Origin of the sequence: Aquisalimonas asiatica, from assembly GCF_900110585.1 — a bacterium.
In the GTDB taxonomy this organism is placed as follows: domain Bacteria; phylum Pseudomonadota; class Gammaproteobacteria; order Nitrococcales; family Aquisalimonadaceae; genus Aquisalimonas; species Aquisalimonas asiatica.
In genome coordinates, this window is record NZ_FOEG01000004.1 from 297,659 (window position 1) to 318,552 (window position 20,894).

Genomic DNA, 20,894 nt, shown 5'->3' on the forward strand with positions numbered 1-20,894 from the left:
CCCGGGCCGCCGGAGGGGTCAGGAGGAGATCAGCTGCTCGAAGATCCGGAACCCGGCGATATAGGTGCCTGCCGCCGAGCCGAACGTGGCCAGCAGAAACACCAGCAGCGTGCGCGACACGCGGTTGCGCCACCACCCCTTGAGCGCCGCGACGTCGCGGCGCAGGGTGGCGAAATCACCCACGGTCGGCTTGCGTAGCGTCATCTCGATGCCGGCGGCCACGAAGCCCGCGCCGATGGTCGGGTTCAGCGATGTCAGCGGAGCCGCGAAGAACGTCCCGAGAATGGTCAGCGGATGGGCCCAGGCGATCGCCGTCGCCGCCGCCGAGAGCACGCCGTTGATCAGAAACCACTCGCCCACCAGCTGCGCGCCGAGTTGCGGATTGCGGCTGAAGCCGATGGCAAACCCGGAGAGAATCAGCGCGACCACGACCCAGGGGATGGCTTTCGGCCAGCGGGTCTTGCGCGGCACCGTGTCCAGCGCGTCCCGCTCCCGCGCTGGCTCCGCGGGCGCAGGTGCTTCCAGGTGATTGGCAAGCCCCTTCAGGTGGCCGGCGCCGATGACCACCAGCACGTTGCGATACTGCCCGTTCTGGTTCTCTTCCCGCAGCCGCAGCGCCATGTAGCTGTCGCGTTCCGCGATCAGGGGGCGGTAGAGCCTTTCCGAGCGCTCGGCGAACTCCGCGAACGTTGATTCCAGCACGTCGCCTTCCTTGAGGCGCTCGATCTCCTCGGCGCTGATATCCTGTCGGGAGACCAGGCTGGCCATGAGGCCCGAAATGAGGCCGAAACGTTGCCACCACGGGACGCTGTGATAGACGCGACGCAGGGTTGTACCGATGTCCCGGTCCACCAGCATGACGGGAATGCCCGCTGCCTTCGCCTCCGTGATGGCGGCGCGCATCTCGGCGCCGGGCTGGATGCCGGACTGCTCGGCAATGCGCTGCTGGTAGGCGCCCAGGGCAAGACTGGCCGCAACCATGCCGGCTTTGCCTTCGCGAATGACCTGGAACAGGTCCATCTGCGCCATGCTGTCCGGGTTGGTCAGGCTCTGGTAGCGGGTCTGGCACAGTTCGATGGCCACGGCGTCGAAATCGCCGGAACGGATCAGCTCGGCGACTTCATCGGCGCTGGCCTGGGAGACGTGGGCCGTTCCCAGAAGCGTGTACTGGCTGTCCCCGGCGGTGACCTCCCGGCGCGGTCCGCCGGTTTCGGTTGCTGCGGTCATGGTGGCCCCTTGTAGCGTGGAGCGGTGATTATCCACGAAGGGTGCATCGGGACCAAGGGAGTCGCCATTGTGCGACAGGGGCAGCCTGGCACGGTACCCTGCCGTAGGACCAACACCGGGAGACGGGCATGCTCGAACGCCTCCGCCGCTGGCGGCGGGACCGCATCCTGCAGCACGCCGGCATCGAGCCGGCGCTGTGGACGCACCTCATGGACACGTTGCCCGTTTTTGCAGGGCTGGATCGTGGTGAGCGGGAGCGCCTGCGGCAGCTGGCATCGCTGTTTCTCCACGATAAGGATGTGCTGCCCCTGAACGGGCTGGAGCTGGATCCGTCCATGCGCGCCGGGCTGGCGGCCCTGGCCTGCCTGCCGGTGCTCAATATCGGCCTGGAGGTGTACCGCGGCTGGCGGACCGTTCTGGTGTATCCCTCCGGCTTCATTGCCCGGCACAGCTATACCGACGAGCATGGGCTCGCGCACGAGGAGACCAGCCCGCTCGCCGGGGAGGCGTGGGAAGGCGGCCCCGTGGTGCTGTCCTGGGATGACGTGGAGTGCTCCCTGGAGCTGGACGGCTACAACGTCGTGCTCCACGAGTTCTGCCACAAGCTGGACATGAGCAATGGCGACGCCAATGGCATGCCGCCCCTGCCGACCGGCATGTCCCCGCAGGAGTGGGCGGCGGCCTTCACCGATGCCTACGAGGCACTGTGCGCAGCGGTGGATGGCGGGCAGGAGACCGTGCTCGACCCCTACGCCGCCGAGGCCCCTGGCGAGTTCTTTGCCGTGGCCTGTGAGTCCTTCTTCGAGCGCCCGGACGTGCTGCGGGAGGCGATGCCCGCGGTCTACTCCCTGCTGAGCCGCTATTTCCGGCAGGACCCCTGCGCGCGGTTACCCGGCGGGCCCTGATGCCGGGCGGCGTATCCGGGGCGGCGTGTCAGCTGTCGTCCGCGTCGTCGCCGTTATCGTCATTGTCGTCGTCGGCGGCGGCATCCTCCACGGAGTCGTCGCTGCAGGCCGGATCACGGGTGTATTTCGGCCCGGAGTCCACCAGCACGTGGTCTTCCATGAAGCTGCGGCCGATGAGCATCTCGTAGCTCAGCCCGTCACGGTCGGCGAGGTTCACCTCCACCTCCCGCTGGATGTCGCCCAGGCAGACGTTCATCATGACCACATAGCGTTCGCTGGTGCCGGACGCGCTGCGGATGCGGGCCATGCGCTCAACGGGCCGTTCGATGGTATGTTCTTCGTCATCGGCGCTGGTGATGGTGAAGCGGACCCACTCCTCGCCGTCTTTATCGAATGATTCCGGGTCCGGGGCATTGATGGACGAGTTGTCCGCACCGGTGTCGAGCTTGGCTTCGACGGTCACGTCGCCTTCCAGCAGCTTGACCCGCTCGATCCAGCCGAAAATGCTCTTGGCATGGGCCGAGGACACGGCCACAGTGAACAGGGACAACGCGAGCAATGCGTAACGTAGCGAAGGGAATTGCAGCATGAAAGACACTCCAGAAGGGCAACCTGAACGTCGCGTGCGAAAGTCTTGCAAGACCGGGCGTTCAGGTCAATGTGTCGTCGCCCTGGCGGCAGTGCTCGCGCTCCAGGGCTGCTTCTCCTCGCAGAGCGACCGGGAGCCGGCGTCGGTGGAGGTGCTTGGGCAGGGGAACCGGTGCGGTGATCTGGATACCGGCGCGCGCTGGATCGAGCCCGATGCGCTGGAGCGTCTGGACGTCGAGCGTTCGTCCGATCGTGCGCTGCTGCTGATCAGCCAGGGGGAGCGGCCCACGGGGGGGTATGGTGTCAATCTCGATGCGACCTCCGTCGACGGTGACACCATCATCGTGCATCTGCGCCTGCAGGCCCCCGGCGATGACGAGCTGGTGACCCAGGCGCTGACCCGCCCGTGCCTGGTGCTTGGCATACCGCGTGATGCCGCTGCCGTGGAGCTGCGCCAGCGCGAGGGGGGTGTGCTCGCCTCGCTGGAGGTACCGGAGCGGGACCAGTAGTCAATCGGTCGGCCGCCGTTCGGCCGCGCGCAACCGCCCATGGCGGCGCGCCCAGATCGTAGCCAAGGAGGTGCCCTTGCATTCCATGACCCTGAAGCCGTTACTGACCCTCTCCCTGCTGGCGTTGCCGGCCTCCCACCTGGGCGCCGAGCTGGTGCAGGGCGAGCCCGCAGCGCCGCGCCAGCCGGTGCTGGACAGCCAGGAGCTGGGTGATGACGCGGCCGTGCGCACCCGCGCTGACGATGCTACCGCATTGACCCTGACCCTGTACCAGGGCGGTGTCGCCCAGGTCGGCGAGCGCCGGGAGTTCGGAATGCAGCGTGGCCGGGCCGTGATCGACTGGCACGACGTCCCGGCCGCCATGCAGCCGCAGACCCTGCAGGTGACCGGCGAGGGTGATGTCGACGTCCACGAGGTGCGCCTGCGGGACCGTGTACTCTCCCGGGACGCCCTGCTGGACGCGTCGGTCGGCGAGGAGGTGCGGCTGGTTCATAGGGATGGCGAGTCGCAGCGCGGGCGCCTGCTGGCGGTCTCCGGCGGCACGCCGGTGGTGGAACTTGACGACGGCATCGAGTTGCTTGACCAGGGCAATCCCTGGCGAATCGCCCCGGACGCCCTGCCGGAGGGCCTGGCCGACGCGCCGGTGCTGCAGCTCGACCTGTCGTCGGACATGCCCGGGCGACAGTGGCTGGATCTTGGCTACCTCGTCGACGGTCTTGCCTGGCGCCTGGACTACGTCATGACCATTGCGCCCGAGGCGGACACCATGGCCCTTCACGCCTGGGCGACGCTGCGCAACGATACCGACGTGGACTTCCGGGACGCGGATGTCCACCTGGTGGCGGGCGCCTCCGACGCGCAGCGGCCCCGGCTCGAGACGCTGGCGACGCGTACGGCCGGTGATGCCATTGGTGACGCGTCGGAAGCGGTTGCGGACCAGCAGCGCTTCCGGCTGGAAGGACCGATCACCCTGGAGGCCGGCGACCGGCGTCAGCTGCGGTTCCTGCAGGTCGACAGCGTGCCGGTTGAACGCGAGTACCGTGTGCGCAGCCACGTCCCGCTCGGCTCCCAGGGTCGCGCGCAGCGTCGGCCGGTCGCCATTCACATGGCGTTCGAGAACCGGGAGCCGGAGCTGGGACGGCCGCTGCCCGCCGGCAGTGTGCGCGTCTACCAGCGCGACGATACGGGCAGCGCCGTCTATGCCGGTGACGAGACCCTGGATCCGACGCCGGTGGGTGAGCAGGTGGAGCTGCGGCCCGGTACCGCCTTCGATCTTACCGCCGAACGCCGCCAGACCGACTACCGGCGCCTGGACGAGCGTACGGAGGAGCAGGCCTGGCGCATCACCCTGCGCAACGCCGGCGAAAGCGAGCGGCGCATTGTCGTGGAGGAGACGCTGCCGGGCGAGTGGACCATGCTCGAGGAGTCCGCGGAGCATCGCCGCCCGGATGCCGGTCAGGCCCGCTGGGAGGTGGACGTGCCGGCGGAGGACAAGGTCGAACTGGAGTACCGGGTCGAGATTCGGCGCTGACCGCGAGGGGCGCGTCAGCCGTTGGCGGAGAGCAGCACCATGGACGCCTGGTCATCCCAGCTGGCGATGAGGCTCCGTGTCTCCGGGCCCACCAGCGGAATGCTGAAGAGAAAGCCCTGCATGTAGTGGCATTGCATGCTGCGCAATGAGCGGAGCTGTTCCCCGGTTTCCACGCCCTCGGCCACCACCTGCAGCCCCAGCCCCTGGGCCATGGCGATGATGGTGTTCACCAGCGTGGCCTCGTCGGTGGTCTGGTAGAGGCCCTGGGTGAACGACTGATCGATCTTCAATGTATGGATGGGCAGCCGCTGCAGGTAGCTCAGGGATGAGTAGCCGGTGCCGAAATCGTCGATGGCGAAGGTGACCCCGCGTCCGCTCAGTTCCCGCAGCTTCTCGATGACGGCGTCGAGGTTGCGCATGAGCACATGCTCGGTGATCTCCAGCTCCAGTCGCTCCGGCGGGAACTGGGTCTCCAGGAGCACGTCCAGAATGCCATCGACGAAGTCCGGCTGCTCCACGTGCAGACTGGAGAGGTTGACCGCCAGGCGCAGCTCGCTCTCCGGGCCCTGCCAGGACAGCACCTCAAGGCACGCCTCCCGCAGCAGCCACAGGCTGATCGGGACGATCAGCCCCGTCTGCTCCGCCACCGGGATGAAATCCATGGGCGGAATCAGTCCCCGGTCCGGGTGCTGCCAGCGCAGCAGTGCCTCGACGCCCAGAATGCGCCCGGAGCTCACATCCACCTGCGGCTGATAGAGCACCTGCAGTTCCCGGTTACCCAGGGCGCGCCGCAACCCCGTCTCCATGGTCAGGTAGTGATCGGCCTTGTTACCCATGTTCGGGTCGTAGAAGGCGTAGCGCATGGCCTCCTGGCCCTTGGCGTGGTACATGGCCGCGTCCGCGTGCTTGATCAGGCCTTCCATGGTCTCGCCGTGTTCCGGGTAGACGGCGATGCCGATACTGACGCCGAGATAGATCTCCTGGTCGTCCAGCTCGAACGGCGTCTCCAGGGCGGCAAAGCACTTCTCCGCCACGGTGGCCGCCGAACTGCTGCGCTCGAGGGTCGGCAGCAGTACCGTGAACTCGTCGCCACCCATGCGCGCCAGGGTATCGCCCTCGCGCAGGCAGCCACGCAGGCGCCGGGCGACCCGCTCCAGCAGGCGGTCACCGAACGAATGACCAAGACTGTCGTTGACCATTTTGAACCGGTCCAGGTCCAGGAACAGCACCGCCAGCTGATCGCCCGACCGCCGTGCCTGGGACAGCCCCTGGCGGAGCCGGTCCTTGAACAGTGCCCGGTTGGGCAACCCGGTCAGCATGTCGTGGTAGGCCTGGTGCCGGATGATGGCCTCCGCGTGCTTGCGTTCGGTGACATCCCTGGCGACGCCGTAGGTGCCGAGAAACTGCCCGGCAGGGCCGTTGTCACCGTCCCCGTACATGCCCATGGCCGTGAGGTCCACGTGGGCCGGGTCACCGCCGTTGGCCCGTTGCAGGCGCAGCTCCAGGCCGCGGGTGGCCCGTTCACCGGTACGTCGCTCGTTGAAGGAACAGCGGGCCAGCGCGCGATCCTCTGCCACCACGAGCTGGCTGAAGTGACGCCCCAGCAGCATCTCCGGCTGGTAGCCGAGGAGTCGCTGGGCGGTGTCGTTGATGAAGGTGAATCGCCCCTGATCATCGAGGACGTAGATGAGGTCCGGGGAGCTGTCGACGATGAAGGCGTAGAGCTGTTCCGAGCGCCGCAGCCGGTTGCTGATGGCACGGTTCTGCTGACTCAGACGGCGCCGCTCCAGGGTGTTCTGCACCGTGAGCAGCAGCTCGTCGGGGCTGCAGGGTTTGCGCAGGAAGTCCGATACGCCGTTGCGCAATGCCTGCACCGGCGCCGAACCGGAGGTATCGCCCGTGAGGACCACCACGTCCACGTCGGACTGATGCTCGCGTTGCTCCCGGATCAGCGCGAAGCCGTCCCCCTCGGGGAAGACCGGGTCCAGCAGCACCACACCGTAGTGACCCTGCTGCAGACGGGTGCGCGCCTCCGCGAGTGTGGCCGCGGTGTCCAGGGGCAGGGAGCGGGATGCGGCCAGGGCCTCAAGACTGGCGAGCATGCGTGGATGGGAATCCACGGCCAGAATCCGTTCCGTCGTTCGTTGCATCGCCATCGAATGACTCCTGGCGGCCGCCCCGCGGCGCGCAGCTCCCTCCCCAGGCCCGCACCGGCCGGGAGGGTGGTTATTCTTGATTGTTCAGCCTGCCACGGACCCGCGTGAGGTCGTCTCCGGGGCTGCATCCGCTGTCGGTATCAGCAACTGAATGCGTGTCCCCTCCCCGGGGCGCGAGCGGCAGGTCATGATCCCGCCGGCGTCACGCATGAGCGATCCGGCCACGTTCAGTCGTTCCGCTTCCGGCGAGCCCGTGGTCTGGCGCGGCCCGGACTCCAGCTGCTGGCGCAGGGATTCGGGAAAGCCCGGTCCAGTATCCTCCAGCAGTACCTCAATGTAGCGCTCTCCGGCCATATGTACAAAACCGGACGATCGGATACTGATGGTGTCACTGCCGCGCAGGTGCTCGCCCATTGTGCGCAGCAGGTTCAGCAGGACCTGGCGCAGTACCCCGGGCACGGGCATCACCGGTTCATCCAGGCTGCGGTCCAGGCTGACTTCCGGGCGGATGGTATCGGGGATGGCGCCCGCCCGTTCGGCGAGCCGCATGACCGCGCGGATGAGGTCATTGATTCCCTGCGGCCGGGTACCACCCCGCTCCGGTGTGTCGGCCCCGCGAAGAAGCGCGGCGAGCCGGCCCGCTTCCTCGCTCAGCGAGAGGACGCTGGCGTGGGCTGGGTGGTCCGGCTCGAGCTGCGTTTCCAGCACTGACAGGTAATTCTGCATGATCGACAGCGGATCCGCTGCCGCCTGAACCAGCGCTTCCCGGTGCAGGGTGGCGTTCGCCGCCTCGTCGTCGTGGCGCTCCTGCCGCTGGCGGTTGCGCTGCTCCTCGACCAGCAGTGCGCGACCGGCCTCGCTGGCGAACGCAAGAAACAGCGGTGACTCATCAAGCAGCGCGGAGATCTGGTCGTAGCGGATACCCAGCACCAGGATACCGATGGCTTCGCCGGCGGGCCGCATGGGCAGGCAGAGCACGCCATCCGAGGGCATCTGGCTGCATAGCTGGCGATCCGCAATGGTGAGCGCGTCCCGCGCCTCGGGATCCAGCGTATGAATCGGGTGGTTGTCCACCAGGCTGCGGGCGAGAAAACTGCGATCCCGGTCCAGGGGCAGCTCCAGCTCCTCCAGCCGCTGGTCTGCGCCACGGGGTACGCGGACCTGCAATGTCTCGCCGTTGCGGCCCCGTTGCAGGCAGACCAGGTGGTTGATGCCGAACAACAGGGCGACGTAGCGGGCAATGCCGTTGACCGGGTTGGGGCCGTACAGGTGGCGACGGGCATCGCCGATCAGGGCGGTCTGGCGAAGCTCCTGGCCGATGGCGCTGTCGCGCCCGGTGGCCGCGGCCAGTGGTGGATCGTCCCCCGGCCCGTTGTCCAGGGCGGACGACAGGCGGTCGCGCTCGGCGGCCGCATTGGCCATGACACACAGGCAGGCCGACGGGCCAAGGTCGAAGAGGTGGCCGGCGGCGTGACGCACGGTGGCATCGGGCTCGTGGCCGCAGGTCGCCATGGGCCGCGCCACGGCCGTGGTGCGTACCAGCCCGTGGGTGTCGGCCAGGGTCTCCGGGGCCTCCTGCTGATAGCGCACGGCGTCCACCAGCAGCGCCGGAAGGCCCCAGCGCTCCAGCAGTTCGGCGCCCAGTTCCACGTGGTCGATGCCGAAATGCTCGCGCTCCAGGGCGGGCAGGTGATGGTTGCCCTGCGATGCGGTCTGGAGCACCTCCGGATAATCATCGGGGAGCTGATACACCAGCACCAGCTGGCCGATGTTGTGGAGCAGACCGGCGAGATAGGCCTCCGCAGGCCGGGCGCTGCGCGTGTACTCGGCCAGCTGCCTGGCCACCGTTGCGCAGGCCAGGGCCTGCTCCCATACCCTCGGTAGCCACCGGTGCTGGCGTCCTGCGACCGCACCGAAGAACTGCTGCACCGTTGCCGCCAGGGCGAGGCTCTGCACCGTGTCCATTCCGAGGGCGTGAACCGCCGTGTCCAGCGATGTGGGGCGCAGGCGCCGGGCGAAGACCGGCGCCGAGGCGGCCGCCAGCAGGCGGGCGCTGAGTACGCTGTCGCGACCGATGGTCCTGCACGCGTCGGCAGGCACTGCGTCGTCGTCCCCGCAGAGCCGGAGCAACGGCAGCAGCAGGTCGGGAGGGCTGGGCAGTTCATTGAGCCGGGCGCGCCGCAGCGCGTCGGCTGACCCATTCGTCATGAGTGGTACTGTTGGACAATCGTCCAGTGTCGTCAAGTCCCCGTTCGTACGGAAAGTCTCGAGACGATGGCCGCACTCACCTCCTCGGGCGAGAGGCCGTTGCAATCGATCCGCAGGGTCGCGTGGCGCTGGTAGAGTGGCAGGCGTTCCGTGGCCAGGTCCGCCAGGCCCTGGTCCGGGCGCATGGCGAGGCCCCGTTGATCACCGCTGCCCACGCGCGTTTTCAGGGTCTCCAGCGGCACATCCAGCCAGATGATCGGGCCCAGCTGCTCCAGGGCCTTCATGGCCGTCTCGCTGTAGACCATGGACCCCCCGGTGGCGATGACGGTATCGCGACAGTCGAGCCGGAGCGCCTCGTCGGCCTCGGCGCACAGCACGCCCTCGGGACCCTCCGCGTCGACGATGGCCTGCAGGCTGACCCCCCGCCGCTGTTCCACCAGTGCATCCGTGTCGACGAATGCCATGTCCAGGGCATTCGCCAGCACACGGCCGACGGTGCTTTTGCCGCTGCCGGGCATGCCGATGAGAATCAGGTTGTGGGTGTCCATAAGGGAGAACCCGTTGGCCGTATTCGTGTGCCGTTGCGACCTATGATGGGCCGCGCCGGTAGTATAACGTGCGGCTTGACGCCGCTCGACGACGAGAATGGAGCAACGGGAGACTGCCATGAAGAAGAAACTGCTGTTCATCGGAACGATTGCGGCCGCGCTGATTCTGGGAGGGTGCGCGCAGACCGGGCAGCAGCTCCGGCTCGGGCCCGAGGCGGATGTGCCCGAAAGCAGCATCGGCGATGGCCACGAGGTGGCCGTGCGTGTTGAGGACCAGCGCGACGACAAGCTACTGGGCTACCTGGAGAACCGTGACCGTGAGCCGGGGGAGCTCACCAGCTCCGTGGAGCTGCGCCACGTGGTCACCGATGCGCTGGAGAAGGCGCTGGAGCGCAACGGGTTCACGGTGGTGGACTGGAGCGAGGAGGCCCCGCGGCGTCTCAAGGTCCAGATCATCGACGCGAAGCACACTGTCTCGGCGGCGGTTCCCCGTGACGTGGAAACACGGGTGGAGCTGCGCTCCGAAGCCCATCGTGACGGCAGCCGTATCACCGGCCGTACCACCGCCAGGGGCAGCGATCAGGTCACCCACAGGCCTGACGCCGATGACAATGCGCGCTACCTGGACGACGTGATCGGACGCGCGCTGGAGCGTCTGGTGACCGTCGACCTGCTGGATTTCCTGGCCGGAGACGACTGACTGCGTCAGCCGTCGGGAACCCTCGCCGGCCCGTGGCGTCAAACAGGCGCTGACCGTGTGGTCAGCCGATACCAAGGAGGCGTGCATGGGAATGCGAGTGGTGGTGATGGGGGTGCTGACTCTGGCGCTGGCGCTGTCACCCGCTGCCGGCGGTGTTGCCGACGAGCCGGAGGCGTCCGGTGTCTCCGGGATTCCGGAGTTCAGCGCCGACTACGAGCTCCGGCGCAACAACACCCGGGCGGCGCGCCTGACGCGCACCCTGAGCTGCGATGGGGCCGCCTGCGAGTTCCGCTCCGAGGGCCGCACCGTCGGTATTGCGGATCTGCTGCTGCGCGGCCGGATCGATGAGTTCACACGCTTCCGTCTGGACGGCAGTGGCGGGCTGCAGCCGCGCGACTACTCCTACCGTCAGCGCGCCCGTGGCGACAACGACGAGTACGTGCGGCTGTTCTTCAACCCCGTGTCCGGCCGCGTGACCAGCCGTGGCGATGAGGAATGGGAATCCCGCATCGACGGCGAGGTCATGGACGAGCTGCTGTCCCAGCTTCGCCTGATGCTCGCGGTGCGGGCCGGGGACACGGAGATGGAGTTCAGCGTGGTGGAGGGTGACGGCGAAGAGGACGTCTATCGTTTCGAGGTGGTCGGGGAGGAAACGCTGGAGATCGACGCCGGCACCTTCGAGACCGTCAAGGTCCAGCGGGTGGGCGGCTCCGAGCGGCGGACCACGGAAATGTGGTTTGCACCCGAGCTGGAGTACATCCCGCTGGTGGTGAAGCAGAAACGCCGGGGTGGGGACAGCTATACCGCGACGCTCACCGAGATTCGCGAGCAGCCCCGGATCCATCGCCCCGATCAGTGAGAGCCGCCGCTCAGTCGATGTCGCCCTCGCTACCACGGTATTCGACGCGCCAGATCGTCCCCTCCTGGCTGTCGGACACGAACAGGCTGCCCTCGGGTCCCTGAGCCAGGCTCAGCAGGCGCTGCGGGGCGGTTGCGTCCCCGTCGGCAAAGCCGTCCGCGAAACGTTTCTGACCCCCGGACGGATGGCCGTTCTCGTCCAGCGGCACCAGATCGACCCGCGCCTGCGCGCCGTCATCGCCGGCGCCGTTGAAGGCGATGAACGCGGCCCGCCGATACGCCTCCGGGAACTGGTGACCGCCGTAGAACAGCAGCGCGGTTGGCTCCGTCCCGCCTGACAACGGGTGCAGCGGTCGCTGGAACGGGGCGCAACCGCTATCGCTGACGCCGTCGCCGCCGTAGGCAACAGTCTGCAGGTGGCGGTCCAGTGCCGTGCTGAATGTGCAGTACGGCCAGCCGAAATCGCTACTCTCCGGCACACGGAGCAAGTCGCTCGCCGTGGCGCCCTGGCTGTCGCTCGCCGGCGGTACCGCGTCGACGGTGTACAGGTGCTCGTCCCGGGGGTTCCAGTGCATGGCCGTGGCATCCCGGATCCCGGCGGCAAACCGGGTCTCCCGGCTTTGGCTCTGACCGGTCTCGCGAGCCTCGAAACGCCATATGCCGCCAGCGCGCTCCCGCTCCTCGCAGGGGTCCTGGCCCGCGGCGTCGTTGTCGCCCGACTCGCAGTACCGCGTCTGTGCCGCGACGCCGACGTAGAGCGCATCGTCGCGGATCAGGAGCGCCCGGGGTGTCGGGCTGTCCGGCAGATCGTGAGCGATGACCCGCGGCGTGTCACCGGGGCCGAGGCGGTCGGGGTGCAGCGGCGAGCTGAGAATCCGCTGGCGCTCGCTGACGTACAGGCGGTCGTCCTGCAGGGCAAGCCCGGTGGCGCCCCGCTCGCCGAACGTGACGTGTTCATCCAGCAGGCCGTCGTCGGTGGTGTCACGGAGGCCGACAATGCCGCCGTGCCGGTCTTCGGTATCCCGAACTGCCACGTAGATGTCGCCGTCGCCGGTGATCGCCATCTGCCCGAGCGGCCCCAGGTCCGTTGCCACTTCCTGGGCGCAGAATCCGTCCGGGAGTGACAGCTCCCCGTCATCCTTGCATGCCCCGCGCTCATCCGCCGTGGCCGCGGACAGCGCCAGGCACGCCAGCGCAATGGACACCGTCCCGAGTGTTCGTGTCATTTCCCCTCCCGCAGCGCGCCCCGCCGGCACCGGTGTTGTCCCGGTGTCCTCCGCTCAGGCGGCAAAGCGGTGGACGCGTTCGTTGCCGTGCCCCGTCCGGGCGGCGATGGACAGGGCGTACTCACTGCGGCCCGGAGTCAGGACGCCGTAACAGGCGCCCGTATCAAGACAGACGTGCGACCGCCGCCGTCTGACCTTCGGCTCCGGGGTGTGGCCGCAATAGGTTGTTGAAAGTCCGCGCTGGGTGCGTGGTAAACGCGGTGCCCGGCCGGACATGAGCGCTCGCGCCCAGAGCAGCGGTTCCGGTGTTGCCCCGGGGAGCCCCGAGTCGATCTCGGCGTTGGTCACCACCGGCGCATCCGGCCCCGCAGGCAGCTCCGCATGCACCAGATGATAGCGCTCCGGGCCGTCGCCGACGACCAGCAGGTGGGGGAGAGCGGCGGCAAGCTCGAGGCGTCGCGCCAGCGTCCCATCGGCCGCCACGTGCCGCGGCCCGCGGAACCAGTTGCCGCCGTTGAGCTGGTGCAGGTCCCGCGCGCCGATGTCGCGGTCTCCCGACCGGACCCGTGCCACCAGCATGGCTTCGTGGTTGCCGGCGACGGCATGGAACCAGGGCTCCTCCAGCAGCGCCAGACACGCCTGTGATTCGGGGCCGCGGTCCACCAGGTCGCCAACGGACAGCAGGCGGTCCGCTACCGGATCGAATTGTAGCGCGTCCAGGGCCTGGTCCAGCAGCGAGCGGCAGCCGTGCAGGTCGCCCACGATCAGGTCGCGGCCGACGGTGTTGGCGGGCAGGTGGTGGATGCGAATTCCGTCGTCACCGTGCGGGTGGAGCGATGTGCCTGGCATGGCGGGCATTGGTTGAATGCGTCCCTGTAAGCGCTGTTGCTGGCCCTGCGACCACGGCGGCGCCGGTCGGGTTCCGTTCAGGTATAGATGTATATGGTGTGTAAAAATAATGTATAGTAAATGAGTCAGTTCCAGCGGGCGTAAAGCCCTATTGCCAAAGGATAGCCCCATGACGTCATTCCGGTTTCTGGCCACGGTGGCTCTGGCCGTGCTGCTGGCCGCGCCCGCGGCGGCGGATTCGATCACCAGTCAGGGCGTGGATGTGCCCCGCGAGACGGAGGTGGATGGCGAACGCCTGGTGCTGTTCGGTCACGGGGTGGCGCGGTATGCGCGCATCTTCCGGGTCTACGTGGCCGCCCTGTACGGCCCGGAGGACGTGGCCGCGGACGATCTGCTGGACAGCAACGTCCCCAGGCGCCTGGAGATCACCTACCTGCGCAATGTCGGTGCGGACGACATCCGGGAGGCCACCCGTGTCGTGCTGGAAGACCAGTACTCGGAGTCTGAGCGGGATGCGCTCAGCGAGCGGTTCGAGCGGTTCAATGCCCTCTACGAGGACGTGACCGACGGCGACCAGTACGCCTACGAGTACCGGCCCGATGGCGAGGAGTCGCGGCTGTATCTCAACGGAGAACTCCAGGGCACGGAGTCCGGCGAGGACTTCGCCCGCGCCTATCTCGGCATCTGGCTGCGGGAGGATGCGCTCTCCACCAGCCTCCGGGACGACCTGCTGTTCGGCAGGCGCTGAGCCGGGTCGGAGACAACCGGTCATCGACCTGTCACCGCTGCCCGCTTATGCTGGACTCACCCACACGGGCCGTTCAAGGCAAGGAGGTGAGATGGCTGACAGTGACCTGCGCGGGCGCCGCGCCTACGTGCTCGACACGAACGTGCTGATCCACGATCCCGCAGCACCCTACAAGTTCAAGGAGCACAGCGTTCTCATCCCCATGACGGTGCTGGAGGAACTGGACAAGCTCAAGAGTGGCACCACCGATACCTCCCGCAGCGCCCGGCAGGCAACCCGCAATCTCGGCGCGCTCCTCGACCGCGTGGAGCAGAACGCCGTCGCTGACGGGGTGCCGGTGGGCGAGCCGCCGGACCCGGCGCTGCCCGTTGGCCGCCTCTACTTCCTGCTGCCCGATTCCGGGACGGCGGGGGTTCCCGGGCTCAGCGAACAGTCCGCCGACAACCGCATCATCGCCGAGCTCCGCGAGGCCCAGCGGACGCGCACGGACGAATTGGTGGTGCTGGTCAGCAAGGACGTGAACCTGCGCGTGAAGTGCGCCGCCCTGGGCATCCCCGTGGAGGACTACCGTAACGACCAGGTCCTGGACGACATTGACGCCATGACGGCCGGCGTCCATGTCGCGGGCAGCGGGTTCTGGGACACGCTGGATGCACACGTGGAGTCGTGGCAGGAGGGCGGGCGCAGCTACTACCGCGTCACCGGGGCGGCGGTGGCGGACTGGCACCCCGGGATGCTGCTGTGCGAGACGGAGCAGGGCGGTTTCGAGGCGGTGGTGCGTGACAACGACGGCGAGACCGCGCTACTGGAAGTCTGCCGCAACCACCGGGGTGATCGTGGCGGGATCTGGGGGGTTGCCGCCCGCAACGCGCGCCAGAACTTCGGCCTCAACATCCTCCTTGATCCGTCCATCGACCTGGTGACCATCGCCGGCCCGGCCGGAACCGGCAAGACCTACATGGCGCTGGCTGCCGGATTGCACCAGGTCTACGAGGATCGCCGTTTCGAGCGCATCATCGTGACCCGCGAAGCAGTGCCCATGGGTGAGAACATCGGCTTTCTGCCCGGCACCGAGGAGGAGAAGATGGCGCCCTGGATGGGCGGCATCCAGGACAACCTGGAGGAGCTGCTGCGCGCCGAGGACAGCTGGAGCGCGGCCGCGGGCAAGGACATGCTGGCGGGGCGGATCCTGTTCCGCTCACCGGTGTTCATGCGCGGCAGGACGTTCAACGACACGTTCCTGATCATCGATGAAGCGCAGAACCTCTCGCCCAAGCAGATCAAGAGCCTGGTGACGCGCGCGGGGCGCGGGACGAAGATCATCTGCCTCGGTAATGTGCGCCAGATCGACAGCCCCTATCTCACGGAGACCACCTGCGGGCTCACCTATCTGGTGCAGCGGTTCCGCCGCTGGCCGCATGCGGCGCACATCACCCTGCAGGAAGTGGAGCGTTCACGCCTGGCGCTGCAGGCGGAGGAGTTGCTGTAGGGGGGCAGGGGCGCCGCGGTCCCGCTTTGCTGGCGGGGTCGTGTCTCGATGGTGGATCTGAAGATCCACCCTACGCCCGGCTCCGCACCCCGTAGGGTGGACCTTCAGGTCCACCACAATCCGTGCACTAGGCCGATTCCTTGTCGCCAAGCCCCACGTTGTTCTTCTCCAGCACCCGCTCGGCACGGTAGCTGGAGCGCACCAGCGGCCCCGACACCACCTCCAGGAAGCCCTTGGCCAGGCCCCACTGGCGGTATTCCTCGAACTGCTCCGGCGTGACGTAGCGCTCCACCGGCAGGTGGTTCATGGTCGGCCGCAGGTACTGGCCGAAGGTGACGATGTCCACGTTGGCGGCGCGCAGGTCGTCCATGGTGGCGTCGATCTCGTCGTCGGTCTCACCCAGGCCGAGCATGAGACTGGTCTTGGTGAGCACGTCCGGGCGATGGCGCTTGGCGTGGGCCAGCACGTCCAGGGTCTGCTCGTAGGAGGCCCGCGGGTCGCGCACCGGGTGAGTCAGCCGGCGGACGGTCTCGACGTTCTGGGCGAACACCGCGATGCCGGAGTCCACCACCTTCTCCACGTCCGATTGGCGGCCGCCGAAGTCGGGCGTGAGCACCTCCACCGCCGTCTCCGGGTTCATCTCCCGCACGGCGCGCACGCAGTCGGCGTAGTGCTGGGCGCCGCCGTCGGGAAGGTCGTCCCGGTCCACGGAGGTCAGGACCACGTAGTTCAGGCCCATGATGCGCACGGAATCCGCGGTATTGGCCGGCTCGTCGTGGTCCAGCCAGCCGCCGGGGTTGCCGGTGTCCACGGCGCAGAACCGGCACGCGCGGGTGCAGACCGAGCCCATGAGCATGATGGTGGCGGTGCCGGCGTTCCAGCATTCGCCGATGTTGGGGCACATGGACTCTTCGCACACGGTGCTGAGCCGGTGCTCGCGCACGTTGCGCTTCACTTCGGCATAGCCCTTGCCCGTGGGCACCTGTGCGCGCAGCCACGGCGGCTTGTCCCCGCGTGGCACGGGCGCGCTGTCACGCCGCTGCTTCACGCCGTTCTTGATGGCGCTGAAACCCTGCTCGGTGCGGAATTTCGATCCGCTGACAACGACGGGAATATCCTTCAGTCGGCTCATGCAATGCTCCGGTATTCGGGCGTCGTCATAGTGTGACGCACGGCCGTAGCGGTTACAAATGACTGCCCCGACGTGCAGCCTTTCCGGGTCGGACCAGATGGCCCGTTCACCGCTGCGGTGACTTGGGCTTGAACCCCACGGGGCGGGCGGCGATCCACCGGGTGAAGCGCTGGATCTCCGGATGCGCCCGCAGCGCCTCCAGGGTGTTGTAGTCGCGCTCCAGGTCCTTCTCCGTGAGCGTGCGGTGGATGTGATTGTGGCAGGGTCGGCAGACCGGGATGACCCGTGTCTGCAGCTCCGCGAGCGAGAACTGCCGGCGCGTGCGCCGGTTGCGGTGGCGCGCCCGCGGAATGAGATGGTGCCGCGTCAGCCGCTCCGGGCGGCCGCACAGGGCGCACACCGGCGTATCCGCGGGGCCGTCCGTGGTCATGACTCCAGCAGGCGTTTCTTGGCCGCGTTGATGCGGCTCGCCAGGTAGTCCGAGCCGCCACGATCCGGGTGCAGGCGCTGCATCAGCCGTCGATGCGCGGCGGTGATCGTTGCCGCATCGGCGTCCGCCGGCACCGCCAGGATGGCGCACGCCTCCTCCCGGGTCATGGGGTCCCCGGGTGCGTGACCGGTGGTGCGCCATTCGCCGCCGTGGCGGCGGTCCAGGTAGGCGCGCAGCAGCGCGGCCGATGCCGGATCCCGCTTCTCGCAGTACTGGTTCAGGTCCCGCAGCTCCTCCAGGCTCAGGGCGCTCAGGCGGCGCCCCTTCCACGGACCTGCATGGACGACGCCGTCCATGTCCTGGCCGTCGCCCAGGGTCAGGCTCAGCAACCGGCCCCGCAGGTCGCCGTCACCGGCCGCCGTCCCGTCGGCGGCGCTATTCCCCTTGCCTAGAAGCCGTCTCACCCAGGGCCAGGCGCGGATCAGGGGCAACAGGCGCTGCGCCATGGGGAACAGGGCGGCGATGATCGCAAACAGCCAGTGCAGGCGCCCGGTCACCAGCATCAGCAGCAGAAAGCCGGCAGCGCCCCAGAGGAGCGCCTTGCGGCCCCACTGTCTGCGGCGGTGCTCCGGCAGCAGCATGTAGACCACGAGCCCGAGCAGGCCCGCGGCGATGACGAACTGGATCAAGACGGCTCCCGTGGGCTGGTCCGATACGGGGCCGCGCGCGCCGGCCCCCTGCAACGGCTTATTGTGCGGTGGCTGCGGATGGATGCAAGGGGGAGGTGGGTTGTCCGGGAAAGTCTAGTAGGCTACTGCCCTGGTTTTTCAGGGAGCTGGTCATGTCCGTCACGCCCACCCGATCCGGAGCGGATGTCATGAATCACCGGCGCGGTACGCTGCTGGCCCTGGCCGGGGTGACCGCGCTCAGTTTCGATGCCCTGTTGGTGCGCCTGGCCCTGGCCGATAGCGCCGTGGTCATCTTCTGGCGCGGACTGCTGATGGCCGTGGCCCTGACGCTGGTGCTGCGCATCTGGCGCGGGCGCTGGAGCTGGCAGGCCGTGCGGGAGGCCGGCGCGCCGGGGTGGCTCACCAGTGTCGGTTTCGGGCTCAGCCTGATTCTGTTCGTGCTGGCGATCATGAACACCCGCGCGGCGAACGTGGTGGTCATTCTCACCGCCGCGCCGCTGTTCGCTGCTCTGTTCTCCGGCATCTTCCTGCGGGAATGGGTGCCGGCGCGCACCTGGGTCGCCATGGCCCTGTGCGGGGTCGGAATCGTGCTGGTGTTCGGTGGCTCCGTGGGCTTCGGCGGCTGGCTGGGGGATCTCTTCGCCCTGTGTGCGGCCATGGTGACCGGGGGTAATCTGACCATTCTGCGGCGCTCCCCGGGCGTGGACCGCATGGCGGCGGTCGCCGGCGGCGGGCTGTTCGCCTGCCTGGTGGTGCTGCCCTTTGCCGACCCGCTGGCGGTGCCACTGGCTGGTGTTGTGGCGCTGGCGGTGATGGGGCTGGTGCAGATGCCGCTGGCCCTCGGGCTGATGGGCGAGGCGACCCGCTACCTGCCGTCGGCGGAAGTGTCGCTGTTTCTGCTGGTGGAGACCGTGCTGGGCACGTTCTGGGTCTGGGCCGTGCTGGGCGAGGAGCCGCCGGGCATGACCCTGCTGGGCGGCGGGCTGCTGCTGACGACCCTGGCCGTGCATTCGTGGATCGGCCTGCGCAACCAGCGCCGCAGCGGCGCGTGACCCGGGTTCAGGCCGCCGCCGGGGTGTGGTCGAAGTAGGCGGCGGCGCGTGCCAGCTGTTCTCCGGGGTCGGTGATCCTGACCAGTTCCCGTCGCGCGGCTTCACCGTCCGGCCGTCCGGCGAGATACCAGCCGATGTGCTTGCGCGCGATGCGCACGCCCTGATGGTGTCCGTAGAACGCGTGCAGGGCGGCCAGGTGATCCAGCATCAGTTCCCGGACCGCGGCGGTGTCCGGCGCCGGCAGGTGCCGACCGGTGTCCAGAAAGTGCTGGATCTCGCGAAAGATCCAGGGGCGCCCCTGGGCCGCGCGGCCGATCATGACGCCGTCGGCGCCGGTGTCATCCAGCACCCGGGCGGCCTTCTCCGGGGTGTCGATGTCACCGTTGGCGAACAGCGGCAGCGAGATGGCCTGCCGGATCGCGCGGATGGTGTCGTACTCCGCTTCCCCGCGGTAGAGCGCCTCCCGCGTGCGGCCGTGCACCGCCAGGGCGGCGATGCCGGCGCGCTCTGCCATGCGGGCGATGCGCACACCATTGCGGTTGTCTGCCGTGGGGCCGGTGCGGATCTTCAGCGTGACGGGGATATCCACCGCGGCCACCACCGCGTCGAGGATCGAGGCCACCAGGGGCTCGTCGGCCAGCAGCGCCGAGCCCGCCTGGCGGTTGCACACCTTCTTGGCCGGGCAGCCCATGTTGATGTCGATGATCTCGGCGCCATTGGCGGCGTTGTACCGCGCGGCCTCGGCGAGCATGGCCGGGTCCGGCCCCGCGATCTGCACCACCCGTGGTGACGGCTCGCCGCGGTGGTCCGCGCGCAGGCGGCTCTTGCGGCTGTCGCGCAGCGCCGGGCTGGCGTGCACCATCTCCGAGGCGGCCAGCGCCGCCCCGTGCGCACGGCACAGCAGGCGGAACGGGCGGTCCGTGACGCCCGCCATGGGCGCCAGAACCACTTTGCCGTTCAGTGTATGGTTGCCGATCCGCATTGCCGGTTTCCGGGTGTGACTGAAACCGGCATCATACGCAAGCGGCTGTTATCGGCAAAGGCCCGGCAGGGCGACCAATTCCTTGATTCGCTGGGAGAATGACCATGCATGCGGTATTTCTGGACCGAGAATCCCTGGACCGGAGCGACCTGGACATGGCGCCGCTGGACGGGGCCGTCGCCGGCCTGACCAGCTACGAGCGTACCCACCCCGGCGAGGTGGTGGAACGCCTGCAGGGCGCCACGATTGCCATCGTCAACAAGGTGGTGCTGGGGCGTGAGCACCTGTCGCAGCTACCGGATCTCAAGCTCATCTGCATCGCGGCCACGGGCGTCAACAACGTGGATCTGGAGGCGGCGCAGGAGCTGGGCATCCGGGTTGCCAACTGCCGCGGTTATGGCACGGATTCCGTTGCCCAGCACGCCATCGGCCTGATGCTCGCCCTGGCTACCCGCATGCCGGATTATCAGCGGGCCGTGGCGGCGGGCGACTGGGGGCGCAGTACCCAGTTCTGCCTGCTGGACTACCCCATCATGGAGCTCGCCGGCCGCACCCTGGGGCTGATCGGGCTCGGCACTCTTGGCGGGCGCGTGGCGGAGCTGGCGGAGGCGTTCGGCATGACCGTGCAGGTGGCGCAGCGGCCGGGTGGCCCTGCCGATCCCGATCGCGTGCCGCTGGATGAGCTGCTCGCCCGCGCGGACGTGATTTCCCTCCACTGCCCGCTGACCGATGCCACCCGCGGGTTGATCGGTGCCGCGGAACTGGCCCGCATGCCGTCCCATGCGCTGCTGATCAACACCGCACGGGGCGGCCTGGTGGACGAGCAGGCGCTGGCGGATGCGCTGCGCGACGGGCAGATCGGCGGTGCCGGTTTCGACGTGCTGACCGAGGAGCCGCCGCGCGACGGGAACGTCCTGCTGGACCCGTCCATTCCCAACCTGATCGTCACCCCTCACTCCGCCTGGGGCAGCCGCGAAGCCAGGCAGCGCATCGTTGGTCAGCTCACGGAGAACATCGAGGCGTTCGCCCGGGGTGACGCCCTGCGCCAGGTGGTCTAGCGCGGCCGA

The 20,894-nt window shown here is 68.4% G+C and carries 20 protein-coding genes; 9 read left to right on the forward strand and 11 right to left on the reverse strand.

Annotated elements, in window-relative coordinates:
• Positions 1-18: 18 nt before the first annotated feature.
• A complete protein-coding gene (locus BMZ02_RS11285; RefSeq protein ID WP_091643691.1) occupies positions 19-1,227 on the reverse strand; it encodes a TraB/GumN family protein in 1,209 nt (402 codons plus the stop codon).
• 128 nt (positions 1,228-1,355) lie between these two features.
• Here BMZ02_RS11285 and BMZ02_RS11290 point away from each other — a divergent pair, with 128 nt between their 5' ends.
• A complete protein-coding gene (locus BMZ02_RS11290; RefSeq protein ID WP_091643694.1) occupies positions 1,356-2,132 on the forward strand; it encodes a M90 family metallopeptidase in 777 nt (258 codons plus the stop codon).
• A gap of 28 nt (positions 2,133-2,160) precedes the next feature.
• Here BMZ02_RS11290 and BMZ02_RS11295 read toward each other — a convergent pair whose 3' ends face one another.
• On the reverse strand, positions 2,161-2,721 hold the full coding sequence (locus BMZ02_RS11295) for an ATP-dependent zinc protease family protein (RefSeq protein WP_091643697.1): 561 nt from the start codon (positions 2,719-2,721) through the stop codon (positions 2,161-2,163).
• Here BMZ02_RS11295 and BMZ02_RS11300 point away from each other — a divergent pair.
• Positions 2,720-3,229: a protease complex subunit PrcB family protein gene (locus BMZ02_RS11300; protein WP_091643700.1), complete on the forward strand. Its 510-nt coding sequence runs from the start codon at positions 2,720-2,722 to the stop codon at positions 3,227-3,229. The two genes, BMZ02_RS11295 and BMZ02_RS11300, sit on opposite strands and share 2 nt — an antisense overlap.
• Positions 3,230-3,314: 85 nt before the next feature.
• Entirely contained in the window at positions 3,315-4,760 is a 1,446-nt protein-coding gene (locus BMZ02_RS11305; protein WP_245754026.1) for a DUF4139 domain-containing protein, read from the forward strand.
• A 14-nt stretch (positions 4,761-4,774) separates the two neighbouring features.
• Here the strand turns inward: BMZ02_RS11305 and BMZ02_RS11310 are convergent, their stop codons facing one another.
• The 3 genes from BMZ02_RS11310 to BMZ02_RS11320 form a co-directional block, all read right to left on the reverse strand.
• Positions 4,775-6,916 (reverse strand): putative bifunctional diguanylate cyclase/phosphodiesterase, encoded by a 2,142-nt coding sequence (locus tag BMZ02_RS11310; RefSeq protein WP_091643705.1) that lies wholly within the window; start codon positions 6,914-6,916, stop codon positions 4,775-4,777.
• An 84-nt stretch (positions 6,917-7,000) separates the two neighbouring features.
• Positions 7,001-9,124, reverse strand: coding sequence for an HDOD domain-containing protein (locus BMZ02_RS11315; RefSeq protein WP_091643708.1), 2,124 nt, complete (start codon positions 9,122-9,124; stop codon positions 7,001-7,003).
• Positions 9,125-9,156: 32 nt separating this feature from the next.
• Positions 9,157-9,672: a shikimate kinase gene (locus BMZ02_RS11320; protein WP_171909902.1), complete on the reverse strand. Its 516-nt coding sequence runs from the start codon at positions 9,670-9,672 to the stop codon at positions 9,157-9,159.
• Between the two features lie 118 nt (positions 9,673-9,790).
• Here BMZ02_RS11320 and BMZ02_RS11325 point away from each other — a divergent pair, with 118 nt between their 5' ends.
• Positions 9,791-10,372: a YajG family lipoprotein gene (locus tag BMZ02_RS11325; protein WP_171909903.1), complete on the forward strand. Its 582-nt coding sequence runs from the start codon at positions 9,791-9,793 to the stop codon at positions 10,370-10,372.
• An 85-nt stretch (positions 10,373-10,457) separates the two neighbouring features.
• Entirely contained in the window at positions 10,458-11,231 is a 774-nt protein-coding gene (locus tag BMZ02_RS11330) for a DUF3108 domain-containing protein (protein WP_091643714.1), read from the forward strand.
• Between the two features lie 10 nt (positions 11,232-11,241).
• Here BMZ02_RS11330 and BMZ02_RS11335 read toward each other — a convergent pair whose 3' ends face one another.
• Positions 11,242-12,456, reverse strand: coding sequence for a PQQ-dependent sugar dehydrogenase (locus tag BMZ02_RS11335; RefSeq protein WP_091643717.1), 1,215 nt, complete (start codon positions 12,454-12,456; stop codon positions 11,242-11,244).
• 54 nt (positions 12,457-12,510) lie between these two features.
• A complete protein-coding gene (locus BMZ02_RS11340) occupies positions 12,511-13,314 on the reverse strand; it encodes a metallophosphoesterase (RefSeq protein WP_245754015.1) in 804 nt (267 codons plus the stop codon).
• Positions 13,315-13,474: 160 nt separating this feature from the next.
• Here BMZ02_RS11340 and BMZ02_RS11345 point away from each other — a divergent pair, with 160 nt between their 5' ends.
• Both BMZ02_RS11345 and BMZ02_RS11350 read left to right on the forward strand, forming a co-directional pair.
• On the forward strand, positions 13,475-14,053 hold the full coding sequence (locus BMZ02_RS11345) for a chalcone isomerase family protein (RefSeq protein WP_091643722.1): 579 nt from the start codon (positions 13,475-13,477) through the stop codon (positions 14,051-14,053).
• A 91-nt stretch (positions 14,054-14,144) separates the two neighbouring features.
• Positions 14,145-15,542, forward strand: coding sequence for a PhoH family protein (locus BMZ02_RS11350; RefSeq protein ID WP_091643725.1), 1,398 nt, complete (start codon positions 14,145-14,147; stop codon positions 15,540-15,542).
• A gap of 127 nt (positions 15,543-15,669) precedes the next feature.
• On the opposite strand, the gene lipA is transcribed toward BMZ02_RS11350, so the two are convergent.
• The 3 genes from lipA to BMZ02_RS11365 form a co-directional block, all read right to left on the reverse strand.
• Positions 15,670-16,674, reverse strand: coding sequence for a lipoyl synthase (gene lipA / locus BMZ02_RS11355; protein ID WP_091643728.1), 1,005 nt, complete (start codon positions 16,672-16,674; stop codon positions 15,670-15,672).
• A 106-nt stretch (positions 16,675-16,780) separates the two neighbouring features.
• Positions 16,781-17,104 carry a hypothetical protein gene (locus BMZ02_RS11360; RefSeq protein WP_091643730.1) on the reverse strand — a complete coding sequence of 108 codons (324 nt, stop codon included), beginning with the start codon at positions 17,102-17,104 and terminating at the stop codon, positions 16,781-16,783.
• A complete protein-coding gene (locus BMZ02_RS11365) occupies positions 17,101-17,793 on the reverse strand; it encodes a hypothetical protein (RefSeq protein WP_091643733.1) in 693 nt (230 codons plus the stop codon). Before BMZ02_RS11365 ends, BMZ02_RS11360 begins: the two co-directional genes overlap by 4 nt.
• 188 nt (positions 17,794-17,981) lie before the next feature.
• Here BMZ02_RS11365 and BMZ02_RS11370 point away from each other — a divergent pair, with 188 nt between their 5' ends.
• On the forward strand, positions 17,982-18,845 hold the full coding sequence (locus BMZ02_RS11370) for a DMT family transporter (RefSeq protein ID WP_091644085.1): 864 nt from the start codon (positions 17,982-17,984) through the stop codon (positions 18,843-18,845).
• Between the two features lie 7 nt (positions 18,846-18,852).
• On the opposite strand, the gene dusB is transcribed toward BMZ02_RS11370, so the two are convergent.
• A complete protein-coding gene (gene dusB / locus BMZ02_RS11375; RefSeq protein WP_091643736.1) occupies positions 18,853-19,827 on the reverse strand; it encodes a tRNA dihydrouridine synthase DusB in 975 nt (324 codons plus the stop codon).
• Positions 19,828-19,931: 104 nt separating this feature from the next.
• On the opposite strand from dusB, the gene BMZ02_RS11380 reads away from it, so the two are divergent.
• On the forward strand, positions 19,932-20,885 hold the full coding sequence (locus BMZ02_RS11380) for a 2-hydroxyacid dehydrogenase (protein WP_091644087.1): 954 nt from the start codon (positions 19,932-19,934) through the stop codon (positions 20,883-20,885).
• The last annotated feature ends 9 nt before the right edge of the window (positions 20,886-20,894 follow it).